The organism is Citrobacter sp. Ct235, assembly GCF_030332305.1.
Classification (GTDB): domain Bacteria; phylum Pseudomonadota; class Gammaproteobacteria; order Enterobacterales; family Enterobacteriaceae; genus Citrobacter_A; species Citrobacter_A telavivensis.
In genome coordinates, this window is record NZ_JAOWIC010000048.1 from 219,951 (window position 1) to 232,196 (window position 12,246).

The window sequence follows — 12,246 nt, forward strand, 5'->3', positions numbered from 1 at the left end:
AAATATATCCTCCTGAGCCCCAGAAACGGCCTGATGCTTTCGGTCCATAGATGTAGTTGTTGCTTATCCAATTCTTACCAGAACCCATAGACTATCCTTTCTCGCGAATCACTGCGTTGTAAATCGCTGCATTTCTCAACAAAAGCTTTATCAGAAATTTATAATTTATACAAAGGATTGAAGCCATGTATCCATTATGAACTATACGAACAGCTTTAGTCAGGAGATAGTTATTATTTTAGAAAGCAATAATTTAAATACAAATCTCAAATGAATCACAGCGTTCAATACAAAAAGTTTTGAACTGTTGTTTTTTCAGCGTATATTCAACATTAGCGACAAGGAAAGTAAGGATATCTTTATGCAGGCGTCAGATTATTTAAAGATGAAGTTTCAAAGCGATCGCCAGCTAGCTATATACGGGCAGCAGGGTATTACCAGCACATGGAAGGCGCTAAAAGGAATCGGGTCAGATCTTTACTCGGGCGTTGAACGATCAAGTTGGTATTCTTCCTGCTTGCTACCAAAATATCAGGACGTTTGTCAGGAGTTGCTCTCCGAAGAAAAACGAATGTGGATGAATATTTATTCCATCTATCGTTATCAGGATGTGATCGGCCAAATACTCTATCTCTATTTCGAAATGGTTAAAGAAGATACCAGGAATGGCAATAAGAAAAACAGTGTTCGAAGCGCGGATACAAAGATTACAAAACTCGTTGCTGGCGGTGCAGTCAGTAGGGCAGTACGATCCGGTGTAACCCTTACTTTTGCTGAAACACTTTCCTCCTCCAACCCTGTAGCACAGGCTGTTGTTGAACGTTTAGCTGCAAGAGTCCCGAACGTAGTCACGGCCTTTCAACTCTTTGGTACAGAGCAACACTGTACCATGGCGGCTCGCAGGCTAAAGGCATTAGACTCGAAATATTACAGGATACTGTATGCGGCTCAGTTGGAAATGCTTTATTACTTTGCTGAACCAATTCTTTCGGATGTCATCAAAAACGTTCAGATGAAGGTCTATCGTGATTTTGATGCAATCTATGATGCACTAAAGAGTAAATATAATGTTTAAGAGCATTTTGTCACTACTGTTTAATGAGGTGCTTCTTATCGTAAGTATTATTGCCTTTGGATTCTTTTATCTTCATTTTTTTCCAAATTACTGGTTTCTACTAACAATCATATCAACAATTATACTTATTATTATCCTGCCGAAATTCACGGCAAGATTTGATAAATACAACAAATAATTCACAAGGAGTTTTTATGTCAAACCCTGCTTATTTATGGCTGACAGATGAAAATGGTTCGCCTATGATTGGCTCATCACTTGTGATGGGCCGCGAAGGTGCTATTGAACTAAAATCATTCACGCGTAACGTTAACATTCCTGTTGATAGTAATACGGGTAAACTGACAGGCACTCGTGTTCATATGCCGATCATGTTTCAGAAGGAATTTGACCGCGTTACACCAATGCTCTACCGCGCATTAAGCACCGGAAAAACACTGCAATCTGCCACAATTAAAATGTACCAAATTAATGAGGCAGGCCTGGAACAAGAGTATTTCAATATTCTTCTTGAAGGTGTCAAACTAACATCTATCACGCCGGTTTTATATCCGGGAGCAAACACAGGAACGCATCTTGAAACCATCCTACTGCGTTATGGACAGATAACCTGGAAGCACTGCGACGGTAATATTATCTATACCGACTCATGGAACGAACGGGCGACATACTAAAAATTTCCAACCAAGGTTCTTTCATCGCTACTGCCGCATCCCTGATCACAGACAAGATTCAACGTTTTTGACGTAGAAGACCCTTTCTGCTGCCCGCAACGTTCCTGTCACTAACCAGGCCATTGAACGGTTGTATTCATGAACACGAATTTTTCCATCAGTTCATTCATCAACTCAGAAACCCACTGGATAGCCAACCGCTTTTCTACATCGTCACACTCACTGTCCGCTACAAGCTTGATAAAAAATCTCTGCACCAGAGCTTCATCGACTCCAAAAGTAGTCTGCGTCTTCCCTCCTGGCGCCTGACGGGTGAAATCTACTTTAGTGAGAAGTAGACAAAAGGCGTCAGCCCGCTAACGATGAACCTTAAATAAAGCTATCTGAGCGAAGTGTTTAGCGAGCTGACCCGCCCTGGAGAATGGACTGCGCCAAACCCACAGGAGAACATGCGCAAGTTCACTATTGCCGAAAAGGAAATGGCCTGGCTGACGTATGAACACATCACCGAGCTTTTGTACGACTGCAACCGCCAAAGTCCCCTGCTCGCCCTGGTCGTAAAGATATGCTGACTACCGGAGCACGCTGGCGCGAAGCTGTATATCTCACACACTCCCAAGTCACTAAATACCGAATCACGTTTGTCAGGACCAAAGGTAAAAAGAACGCAGCATTCCGATCAGCAAAGAACTATACGAAGAAATCATTGCCCTTGACGGCTTAAGGTTCTTTACTGACTGCTACTTCCAGTTTTTATCTGTGATGGAGAAAACCTCCATCGTGCTTCCACGGGGGCAACTAACGCACGTTCTACGCCATACATTTGCAGCACACTTTATGATGTCCGGCGGAAACATCCTTGCCCTCCAGAAAATCCTGGGTCACCACGATATAAAAATGACCATGCGCTATGCTCATCTGGCTCCTGACCACCTTGAAACGGCCCTGCGCTTTAATCCCTTAGCTACAATGGCAACATAGTTATTTATTAGGGTAGTAAATCGTCACCAGTAAAATCACTACATTGGTGTATTGAGCCATCTTGTAAATTCTTTGATCAATTCTCTCTGAGAGAGTATTACCATCCCATGTTTGGAGGCTCCATCCGCCCCGCCCTACAGTGACTGTGAGTGCAATGTATGAGGAAACTGCCTTAAAAGCATTGACCCATGAAAATTCAAACCGCCAAAAGTACCAAATAACAACCATTGCGACTGAGAAAAAGAAGAAATTATACGTGGCAGCAGAACGCAGTTTTCTCCTTAAGTGACAAGATGACTCGTTGAAGTTGGGGTCAAGGTACTCATTTGGGAAAAATTTTCTGACGAACCATTCAAATCCCTTACGAGGGGAAAACAACATAAGTATGGAGGCAAAAAAGAGTTTCATGGCTCATTCCAGTAGCCCTGTAGTGGGAAGCTCATTATAAACTTCAACTTAAAGCAATGGCTAAGTAACAAATGCCAAGTGGCGACAGCGGTTGGCAATACCCCGTAATCGTCACTTCTCACCACCAAACTAAATTATTGATTATCCTGCAAGTCTTTGTTTTCATTAACCCATTGACATAAATGGCTTTTTTGTTGCCTGAAATTCATACCCCGTCCTTGCACCCCGCCATTCATCACCCATACTTCCTGATTATCGGCCCGTGAAGGTGAATGCCTTATGTTGCTTAAAAACAAAGTCGCTGTGATTTTTGGCGGTAGCGGCGCTATCGGAAGCGCCGTGGCGCGGAATATGGCGCATGAAGGGGCGCAGGTTTATCTGGTCGCTCGCGGTCAGGAAAAACTGGATCGCGTGGCGCATGAAATTCGTGCCGCAGCAGGGACCGTTGATACCGCCCTCATCGATGTTCTCGATGAGCAATCGATGAGGACGCAAGTAGCAGAACTGGCGAGCAGGAGCGGCGGCTTCGATATTGTCGTCAATGCCACCGGTTTTATGCACGACCAGGGTAAGGAGGTCGCGGAATTAACCCTGGACGAGTTTATGCAGGGGATCCGCCCCTTCCTCACCGCTCAGTTCACTATCGCAAAAGCCGTTACGCCGCATATGGGAGGTCAACGCGCGGGGGTGATTCTCAGCGTCGTCGCGCCCGCAGGTGCGATGGCGATCGCAGGCCATTCAGGTCACATTGTGGGCTGTGCAGGAGCAGAAGCGTTTGTTAAAGCTCTGGCTGCCGAACTCGCCCCCAGAAATATCCGCGTCATCGGCATTCGTTCCCATGCGATCGTCGATGCCGTTCAGGCCGGTTCTTATACCGGGGAAATTTTTGCCGCAAAGGCGCAGGAAATGGGATTAACAACAGAAGAATGGCTGGGAGGGGCAGCGCAAAGCACAATGCTCAAACGCCTGCCAACGCTTGCAGACATCGCCGCGCTCATGAGCTTTCTGGCATCGGATAACGCCAGCGCCATGACGGCAACCATTGTGAATATGACCGCCGGCGCCACGACAGGATAACGGAACCTCACCCGGCGATACGTTTAACCATCACCAGGATCTCTTCGCGCATCATCGGTGTCCGGTCGGTCACAAAATGCAGCGTCATCCCTTCAATAAAGGCGTCCAGCGCACGCGCAGTACCCGGTTCGAACCACCGGGAGAGCGTTTGCTGGCTGCGCTGCATCCAGTTTTGCATCACCGTTTTTAACGCAGGTTTGCGATTGGCAAAGGCGTACAGTTGATACATCAGTTCCATATTATCCGGCGTGGTAACCTGAGAACTGTAGATCATGTCGGCGATCGCGTGACATGCCCCCTCTTCGTCCGGAACCTGCGCAAAAAAGTCCTGATACTGCACGGACATCGTCTGCGTAAACTGCGTGAATGCTTCGGTCAGCAACTCTTCGATGCCGGAAAAATAGTAGGTCAGCGATCCCAGTGGCACGCCGGCCATCGCGGCGATTTTTCGGTGCGTCACTGCATGAATGCCATGCACTTTCACTGCTTCCAGCGTCGCGGCAACGATTTTCTCTCGCCGCTGCGGATCGTTAGCACGTCGCACGTTTATTCCTCTCAACAGGTTTATGTACAAATGTACACAATCTTGCTAATGTTGTCTTCTCTCTTTTCTGCCGATCTGGAATTATGACTGCCATCTCTTCACGCAAAGCCCTGCAACGCCGAACCTGGGCGCTTTTTATGTTCTTCTTTTTGCCCGGCCTGCTTATGGCCTCCTGGGCCACACGTACGCCAGCCATTCGTGACACGCTCTCGGTCTCGACGGCGGAAATGGGGGCGGTGCTGTTTGGCCTCTCAATAGGTTCGATGAGCGGTATCCTTTGTTCGGCCTGGCTGGTGAAACGATTTGGCACGCGAAAAGTGATTCGCACTACGATGTCCTGCGCGATTGTGGGGATGCTGGTGCTGAGTCTGGCGCTATGGTTGACCTCCCCACTGTTGTTTGCGCTGGGTTTAGGTGTGTTCGGTGCCAGTTTTGGCTCCGCGGAAGTGGCGATCAATATTGAAGGGGCGGCCGTCGAACGTGAGATGAACAAAACCGTACTGCCGATGATGCATGGATTTTACAGCTTCGGCACGCTGGCGGGCGCGGGCGTCGGGATGGCACTGACGGCCTTTGGCGTCGCGGCAACCACCCATATTGTGCTGGCCTCACTGGTGGCGATTGCGCCGGTTTTTATTGCGATCAAAGCCATTCCCGACGGAACAGGCAAAAACGCCAGTGACGGTTCTCATCCCGAAGAGAAAGGCGTCCCCTTCTGGCGTGATATTCAGTTGCTGCTGATTGGCGTTGTGGTGCTGGCGATGGCGTTTGCCGAAGGTTCCGCCAACGACTGGTTACCGCTGCTGATGGTGGACGGCCACGGGTTTAGCCCAACGTCAGGTTCACTGATTTACGCGGGCTTCACGCTCGGGATGACCGTCGGGCGCTTTACCGGCGGCTGGTTTATTGACCGCTACAGTCGCGTGGCGGTGGTGCGCGCCAGCGCCCTGATGGGGGCGCTTGGAATCGGTTTGATTATTTTCGTCGACAGCGCCTGGGTGGCAGGCGTCTCCGTGGTACTGTGGGGCCTGGGGGCATCGCTCGGCTTCCCGTTAACGATTTCAGCGGCCAGCGACACGGGGCCGGATGCACCCACGCGCGTCAGCGTCGTGGCAACCACCGGCTATCTGGCATTTCTCGTTGGCCCTCCGCTGCTGGGCTACCTCGGTGAGCACTACGGCTTACGCAGCGCCATGCTGGTGGTGCTGGCGCTGGTGCTGCTGGCCGCCGTTGTCGCCAGAGCCGTTGCCAAACCACATTCAACTACGCAATCTGCGATGGAGAAGGGATAAATGGGTATTAAGTTAATTGCAGTCGATATGGATGGCACCTTTCTGAGCGATCAAAAGACCTATAATCGCGAACGTTTTCTGGCGCAGTATCAGCAGATGAAGGCACAGGGTATTCGTTTTGCGGTCGCCAGCGGCAACCAGTATTACCAGCTTATCTCTTTCTTTCCCGAGATTGCCCATGAGATCTCCTTTGTCGCCGAAAACGGCGGTTGGGTGGTGAGCGAAGGTCAGGATATCTTCAATGGCGATCTGGCGAAGTCCGACTTTACCGCCATTGTCGATCATCTGTTGACCCGTGCCGACGTAGAGATCATCGCCTGCGGTAAGAACAGCGCGTATACCCTGAAAGCGTACAACGACGAGATGAAAGCCACTGCGGGTATGTACTATCACCGCCTTGAGTTCGTGGATGACTTCGACAATATCAATGATGTGTTTTTCAAATTTGGCCTCAACATCTCTGACGACCGGATCCCGGAAGTTCAGCAAGCGCTGCACGACGCCATTGGCGATATCATGGTGCCTGTTCACACCGGCTATGGCAGCATCGATCTCATTATCCCCGGCGTACACAAAGCGAACGGTCTGCGCCTGCTCCAGCAGCGTTGGGGAATTGATGATAACGACGTGGTGGTGTTTGGCGACGGCGGCAACGATCTTGAAATGCTACGCCAGGCGGGCTTCAGTTTTGCGATGGAAAATGCGGCGGATGTGGTGGCGAAGGCCGCGAAATACCGCGCAGGCTCGAACAACAAAGAAGGTGTCCTGGACATCATTGATTGCGTGCTGAAGAATGAAGCGCCGTTTAATTGACGCCTGCCAGGTCTAAAATAGCGTCATTCACCAGGCCGGATAAGGTGTTTACACCGCCATCCGGCTTTATTGCCTGATAGCGGGCACCATTACCCTTCCCGCGTATTTCCGACCTGTTTATCTTTCAGGAAGATAAACATCAGCAGCAGCCACAGGATACCGTTTGCCAGGTTAAACAGGCTGAACAGGCCGTTCCCTCCGCCCAGCCAGGCGTATTTGCTCAGCTCAATTCCGACGGTAAAGATCAGCATTTGCAGCATCCCCATCGCCGCAGAAACCGTGCCTTTACTCATGTCGCTGGCGAACAGCGTGAGGCGCACCAGTCCGGCGTTTGCCACGCCGATGCCGAAAGCGTAAACGCTCAGTCCTGCCGTCATCCACAGATAGGCGTGAGACGCGACCACCGTTGCCGCTGCGGCGATAACCAGCCCGAGCACAATCGGCCAGCCGCCCATGATGATGAGCGAACGTACCGTACGTCGCGAGGTCAGGCGCGCCAGCACCAGATTCCCGGCAATCAGCGCACCAAAAATCGGTACCTGTAGCAGGCCATACTCGTAGCTACTGAGCTGCTCACCGCTGATGATGATAATCGGCGACTGGGCAATCCAGGCCAGCAGCGGCAGGCTGACAAATCCCAGCGCCAGCGCGCCGGCGACAAAGCGACCATTCTTCAGCACCAGTTTGTAATCGCTGCCCAACGTCTTCAGGGACAGCGGTTCGCCGATTCGTGTGGCCGTCTCCGGCATCGCACGCTGTAGGCCAAAGAAGGCGACTGCCGCCAGTGCCGCGAACAGCACAAACATGCCTTCCCACGGCAGGACATGAACCCAGGCGGCTCCCACCAGGGGTCCCAGCAGCGGCGCTATTAGCGCGACGTTCGCCATCAGCGCCGTGATTTTGATACACACCGCCTCTTCAAAGGACTCCTGAATGGCCGCATAGCCCACTGCGCCAATGAAGCACAGGCTGATACCCTGCAAAAAACGCAGCAGCGTAAACTGTTCAATGCTTTGCGCCAACAGCGTGGCCAGACAGGTCACAATAAACCACACTACGCCCGCTAACATCACCGGACGGCGACCTATTCGATCCGACAACGGCCCTAGCAACCATTGCAGAAACATCCCCCCGGCCAGATAGGCGGTCATGGAGGTCGGAACCCAGTCTATTCCCGCCTGAAATTGTTCCACCACCGCCAGCATGCCGGGTTGGATCATATCGTTGCCAATGTAGGTGGAAAATTCGTAGAGCACCAGACAGAGAGGGAAAAGCAGCGCCTGACGTCCAAGACGGGCACCTTGTTGTAAACGGTTTTGCATGCAATCTCTTCGACAGTAAAAATCGCGCAAAGTGTAATGAAAGTGCCTCACCTGAGATAGTGAATTATGTCCGGTAAAGGCAAAATGCGCACATTTTTACACGCTCATTGAAAATCCGCCCCTGGGTTTAAGGTTAATCTAAGTTACTGCGGCTACTCTGGGGTAAATCGCGAGCGGTGTCTGAAACACCTTCAATTTACAGGTAAATAAGACAATCCCTCTTTACCCCGAGGATGGACACTTTTATTCTCGCCCTGCCTGGATATTCATTAAACGTACTGAGTCTGAATGCTATGCTGGAAAATATTAACTATTCGCTGTTCTACTTAATCAATGCCACGCCGGACTCGGCATCGTGGATGATTTCCCTTGCCATTTTTATCGCCAAAGATCTGATCAACATCGTCCCGCTGTTAGCCGTTGTCCTCTGGCTGTGGGGACCGCGCGAACAGGTTTGCGCACAGCGGCAGATGATCGTCAAAATGGCGATGGCGCTGGTGGTCAGCCTGCTGGTGTCCTGGGTAATGGGACATCTGTTCCCGCACGACCGTCCGTTTGCCGATCACATTGGCTATAATTATCTCCAGCATGCGGCTGATGACTCGTTCCCCAGCGATCATGGCACGGTGATTTTCACCTTCGCGCTGGCGTTTTTACTCTGGCATCGTCTCTGGTCCGGCGTTCTGCTGATGGCGCTGGCCGTGACCATCGCCTGGTCCCGAGTGTATCTCGGCGTACACTGGCCGCTCGACATGCTCGGCGGACTGCTGGCGGGGATGATCGGCTGTCTGAGCGCGCAGATTTTGTGGCAAAAATTCGGCCCGGCCCTCTATCGTGGCCTGCAATATTGTTACCGTATCTGCTTCGCCCTGCCGATTCGTAAAGGCTGGGTGCGTGACTAAACGAAGGAAAAAAGAGTAATATTAGGCACTCTGTAGCGGACAGAGCGCTTAATTATTCATCCAGGGGAATTATGGAAACACGTCGCGAAGAGCGTATTGGTCAATTGCTGCAGGCACTGAAACGCAGCGATAAGCTCCATCTTAAGGAAGCCGCGACCCTGCTGGGCGTCTCTGAAATGACCATTCGTCGCGACCTGAATAACAACAGCGCGCCGGTGGTGCTGTTAGGTGGCTATATTGTGCTGGAACCCCGCAGCGCCAGCCACTATCTGCTCAGCGATCAAAAGTCCCGTCTGGTGGAAGAAAAGCGTCGCGCGGCGCAACTGGCAGCAAATCTGGTGCAGCCACATCAAACGCTGTTTTTTGACTGCGGCACCACCACACCGTGGATCATCGAAGCGATCGATAATGACATCCCGTTTACTGCCGTCTGCTATTCCCTGAATACGTTTCTGGCGTTGCAGGAAAAACCGCTCTGTCGGGCGATCCTCTCTGGCGGCGAATTCCACGCCAGCAATGCGATTTTCAAACCGCTTGATGCCAGGGAAACGTTAAACACGATCTGTCCGGATATTGCCTTCTACTCGGCGGCGGGCATCCACATCAGTAAAGGGGCGACCTGTTTTAATCTGGAAGAGTTGCCGGTGAAACACTGGGCGATGTCGATGGCTCAGTACCACGTGCTGGTGGTCGATCACAGCAAATTTGGTAAGGTCCGTCCGGCGCGGATGGGGGATTTAAAGCACTTTGACGCGGTGATCAGCGACAGTTGCCCTGACGATGAATTTGTCAGCTTCGCCAAAGCACAGCGGATTACGCTGATGTACTAATTGCCGCTTGCCGGACAGGCGTCAGCGCTATCCGGCAATCCACAAACGCTTAAGAGAACCAGCTACCGAACCACTGATGGAATTTCATCAGCACGAAATCCCACATCCGGCCAAAGAACCCGCCCTCTTCTACCGCTTCCATCACGATCAGCGGACGCTGTTCAATCGACTTGCCGTTCAGTTGGAAATCAATGGTCCCAACCACCTGGCCTTTTTTCAGCGGCGCGGTGAGTTGCGGTTCGGTCAGCGTAAAGCTGGCTTTCAGGTTTTTCAACTGACCACGCGGAATGGTCACGGAACCGGCTTCACCTGCCCCCAGGTTCACCTCACTCTTGTCACCAAACCAGACGCGCTGGGTCACAAAGGTGGCATCCGGTTTGATAGGCGTTACGGTCTCAAAGAAGCGGAAGCCCCAGGTCAGCAATTTTTCTGATTCATTAAAACGGATACGGTCGGTTTTGGTGCCCAGCACAACCGAAATAAGCCGCATATCGCCCTGGGTGGCCGACGCGACCAGGTTGTATCCGGCTCCCGCCGTGGTGCCGGTTTTCATGCCGTCAACGTTAAGGCTGGAACTCCAGAGCAGACGGTTACGGTTGGGCTGGCGAATCTTGTTAAAAGTGAACTCTTTCTCTTTATGAATCGCATACTCTTCCGGTACATCATGGATCAGCGCTTTACCCAGCAGCGCCATGTCACGCGCGGTGCTGAACTGGCCCGGCGCATCCAGACCGTGTACCGTCTGGAAAGTGGTGTTTGTCAGCCCGAGCTTTTTCGCATAGCCGTTCATCAAACCGATAAACGACTCCTGGCTGCCCGCAACATAGTCTGCAAGCGCGATACAGGCGTCGTTGCCGGACTGAATAATCACGCCTTTATTGAGATCGGAAACCGCCACCTGATCGCCAGGTTTCAGGAACATGACCGAGGAGCCGCGCAGCGCCGGGTTACCGGTCGCCCAGGCGTCTTTGCCTATCGTCACCATGTCGGTCAGTTTAATTTTCCCTGCTTTTAGCGCCTGTCCCACCACATAGCTGGTCATGATTTTCGTCAGGCTGGCGGGATCCAGTTTCTCATCGGCGTTGCCTTCTGCCAGCACCTTACCGCTGGAGTAATCCATTAAAATCCACGCGCGCGCATCGACGCCTGGCGCGTCAATCGTCTGTTCCGCCGCCATCACCGTTGGCGCGAAGAGAAATAAAAGTGCTGAACCCGCTGCGAAATTACGAAGGGAAGAAACGTATTGCGTCATAAATGCCACCCGAGTATCCATTCAAAAAATATACGTCATACCACCGTATAATAAGTGCGGTGAGTAATAACGCACTAAGAAGCGTAAGTGAACCGTAAGTTGGTAAAGTTTTTAAAGTTTATGCAATATCCCCCCGCTACGCCGCAACGGAGAGGAATTTTTTGTTGGCTGTTGCGTAAATGTTGGGTTTATCTCACCATGTGGAGTGAACGCAGCCCTGAGGCTGTCCATTTTTTGAGGGGTAATTATGATTACGCTGTGGGGCAGGAATAACTCAACCAACGTCAAGAAAGTGTTGTGGACGCTCGAAGAACTGGAATTGCCGTTTAACCATATCCTGGCAGGCGGTCAGTTTGGCCTGAACCACGACGCTGACTATCTGGCGATGAACCCGAACGGTCTGGTGCCTTTGCTGCGTGATGATGAAAGCGACCTGCTGCTGTGGGAATCCAACGCCATCGTGCGTTATCTGGCGGCACAGTATGGACAAAAACGTCTGTGGGTCGAATCTCCGGCGCGTCGGGCGGAAGGCGAAAAATGGATGGACTGGGCGAATCAAACCTTAAGTCCGGCGCACCGCGTGGTGCTTTTTGGTTTAGTGAGAACGCCGCCGGAACAGCGCGATCGTGCCGCTATTGATGCGGGGGCGAAACGCTGCGACGAGCTGTTTGCGATACTTGATGCCGCACTGGCCAACCAGCCCTGGTTTTCAGGCAACGAGTTTGGCACCGGTGATATCGCCGTCGCCCCGTTCGTCTACAACCTGTTCAACGTGGGCCTGACCTGGACGCCGCGTCCACATCTTGAGCGCTGGTATCAGCAGCTCAGCGAGCGCCCGGCGTTTCGTAAAACGGTCATGATTTCCGTCAGCTAAGTCATTCCGGCGCGCGGCCTGTTGCCGCGTGCCCGTTTCCCGCTAAAAACCATCACTCGCCCCTATCATTTTTTTCTTTATATTTCATCACATTATCCTTCCAGAACCCTCTTTCAGAATACGGTACTGAATTCGTGAAGCGCTTTGCAGAAAGTCGCTGCGGCCATTGCCGCAAAGTCGAAACTCATAAACATTAGCAAGC

Annotated in this window: 12 protein-coding genes and 1 pseudogene; 9 read left to right on the forward strand and 4 right to left on the reverse strand. The window is 51.5% G+C overall.

What is annotated here, in order from left to right; translation table 11 throughout:
- Window positions 1-361 precede the first annotated feature (361 nt).
- The 3 genes and pseudogenes from OGY35_RS16480 to OGY35_RS16490 form a co-directional block, all read left to right on the forward strand.
- Window positions 362-1,075, forward strand: coding sequence for a hypothetical protein (locus tag OGY35_RS16480; RefSeq protein ID WP_286632836.1), 714 nt, complete (start codon window positions 362-364; stop codon window positions 1,073-1,075).
- 194 nt (window positions 1,076-1,269) lie between these two features.
- Window positions 1,270-1,749: an Hcp family type VI secretion system effector gene (locus OGY35_RS16485; RefSeq protein WP_286632837.1), complete on the forward strand. Its 480-nt coding sequence runs from the start codon at window positions 1,270-1,272 to the stop codon at window positions 1,747-1,749.
- Window positions 1,750-2,051: 302 nt separating this feature from the next.
- Window positions 2,052-2,730: pseudogene (locus OGY35_RS16490) on the forward strand (phage integrase); the annotation flags it as partial.
- Here OGY35_RS16490 and OGY35_RS16495 read toward each other — a convergent pair.
- The gene (locus OGY35_RS16495) at window positions 2,731-3,138 is read right to left on the reverse strand and encodes a hypothetical protein (RefSeq protein ID WP_286632838.1); all 408 of its coding nucleotides are present in this window, start codon (window positions 3,136-3,138) and stop codon (window positions 2,731-2,733) included.
- A 279-nt stretch (window positions 3,139-3,417) separates the two neighbouring features.
- On the opposite strand from OGY35_RS16495, the gene OGY35_RS16500 reads away from it, so the two are divergent.
- Entirely contained in the window at window positions 3,418-4,215 is a 798-nt protein-coding gene (locus OGY35_RS16500; RefSeq protein WP_286632840.1) for an SDR family NAD(P)-dependent oxidoreductase, read from the forward strand.
- A gap of 7 nt (window positions 4,216-4,222) precedes the next feature.
- On the opposite strand, the gene OGY35_RS16505 is transcribed toward OGY35_RS16500, so the two are convergent.
- Window positions 4,223-4,759: a TetR/AcrR family transcriptional regulator gene (locus tag OGY35_RS16505; RefSeq protein ID WP_286632841.1), complete on the reverse strand. Its 537-nt coding sequence runs from the start codon at window positions 4,757-4,759 to the stop codon at window positions 4,223-4,225.
- Window positions 4,760-4,842: 83 nt separating this feature from the next.
- Here OGY35_RS16505 and OGY35_RS16510 point away from each other — a divergent pair, with 83 nt between their 5' ends.
- The gene (locus tag OGY35_RS16510) at window positions 4,843-6,051 is read left to right on the forward strand and encodes an MFS transporter (RefSeq protein WP_152405311.1); all 1,209 of its coding nucleotides are present in this window, start codon (window positions 4,843-4,845) and stop codon (window positions 6,049-6,051) included.
- Window positions 6,052-6,864, forward strand: a complete 813-nt coding sequence (locus tag OGY35_RS16515) for a Cof-type HAD-IIB family hydrolase (protein WP_286632842.1) — start codon at window positions 6,052-6,054, stop codon at window positions 6,862-6,864. It begins immediately after the preceding gene.
- Between the two features lie 89 nt (window positions 6,865-6,953).
- On the opposite strand, the gene OGY35_RS16520 is transcribed toward OGY35_RS16515, so the two are convergent.
- Entirely contained in the window at window positions 6,954-8,186 is a 1,233-nt protein-coding gene (locus tag OGY35_RS16520; protein WP_286632843.1) for an MFS transporter, read from the reverse strand.
- 293 nt (window positions 8,187-8,479) lie between these two features.
- On the opposite strand from OGY35_RS16520, the gene ybjG reads away from it, so the two are divergent.
- A complete protein-coding gene (ybjG, locus tag OGY35_RS16525; protein WP_286632845.1) occupies window positions 8,480-9,088 on the forward strand; it encodes an undecaprenyl-diphosphate phosphatase in 609 nt (202 codons plus the stop codon).
- A 71-nt stretch (window positions 9,089-9,159) separates the two neighbouring features.
- Complete coding sequence (deoR, locus tag OGY35_RS16530; protein ID WP_152405315.1) at window positions 9,160-9,918, forward strand: DNA-binding transcriptional repressor DeoR; 759 nt, start codon at window positions 9,160-9,162, stop codon at window positions 9,916-9,918.
- 49 nt (window positions 9,919-9,967) lie between these two features.
- Here the strand turns inward: deoR and dacC are convergent, their stop codons facing one another.
- Entirely contained in the window at window positions 9,968-11,170 is a 1,203-nt protein-coding gene (dacC, locus tag OGY35_RS16535; RefSeq protein WP_152405316.1) for a serine-type D-Ala-D-Ala carboxypeptidase, read from the reverse strand.
- A 247-nt stretch (window positions 11,171-11,417) separates the two neighbouring features.
- Here dacC and OGY35_RS16540 point away from each other — a divergent pair, with 247 nt between their 5' ends.
- Window positions 11,418-12,044, forward strand: coding sequence for a glutathione S-transferase family protein (locus OGY35_RS16540; protein ID WP_286632846.1), 627 nt, complete (start codon window positions 11,418-11,420; stop codon window positions 12,042-12,044).
- The last annotated feature ends 202 nt before the right edge of the window (window positions 12,045-12,246 follow it).

Coding starts and splice junctions, on each gene's coding strand:
- OGY35_RS16480 (WP_286632836.1), top strand. CDS start 362: ATGCAGGCGTCAGATTATTTAAAGATGAAGTTTCAAAGCGATCGCCAG.
- OGY35_RS16485 (WP_286632837.1), top strand. CDS start 1,270: ATGTCAAACCCTGCTTATTTATGGCTGACAGATGAAAATGGTTCGCCT.
- OGY35_RS16495 (WP_286632838.1), bottom strand. CDS start 3,138: ATGAAACTCTTTTTTGCCTCCATACTTATGTTGTTTTCCCCTCGTAAG.
- OGY35_RS16500 (WP_286632840.1), top strand. CDS start 3,418: ATGTTGCTTAAAAACAAAGTCGCTGTGATTTTTGGCGGTAGCGGCGCT.
- OGY35_RS16510 (WP_152405311.1), top strand. CDS start 4,843: ATGACTGCCATCTCTTCACGCAAAGCCCTGCAACGCCGAACCTGGGCG.
- OGY35_RS16515 (WP_286632842.1), top strand. CDS start 6,052: ATGGGTATTAAGTTAATTGCAGTCGATATGGATGGCACCTTTCTGAGC.
- OGY35_RS16520 (WP_286632843.1), bottom strand. CDS start 8,186: ATGCAAAACCGTTTACAACAAGGTGCCCGTCTTGGACGTCAGGCGCTG.
- ybjG (WP_286632845.1), top strand. CDS start 8,480: ATGCTGGAAAATATTAACTATTCGCTGTTCTACTTAATCAATGCCACG.
- deoR (WP_152405315.1), top strand. CDS start 9,160: ATGGAAACACGTCGCGAAGAGCGTATTGGTCAATTGCTGCAGGCACTG.
- dacC (WP_152405316.1), bottom strand. CDS start 11,170: ATGACGCAATACGTTTCTTCCCTTCGTAATTTCGCAGCGGGTTCAGCA.
- OGY35_RS16540 (WP_286632846.1), top strand. CDS start 11,418: ATGATTACGCTGTGGGGCAGGAATAACTCAACCAACGTCAAGAAAGTG.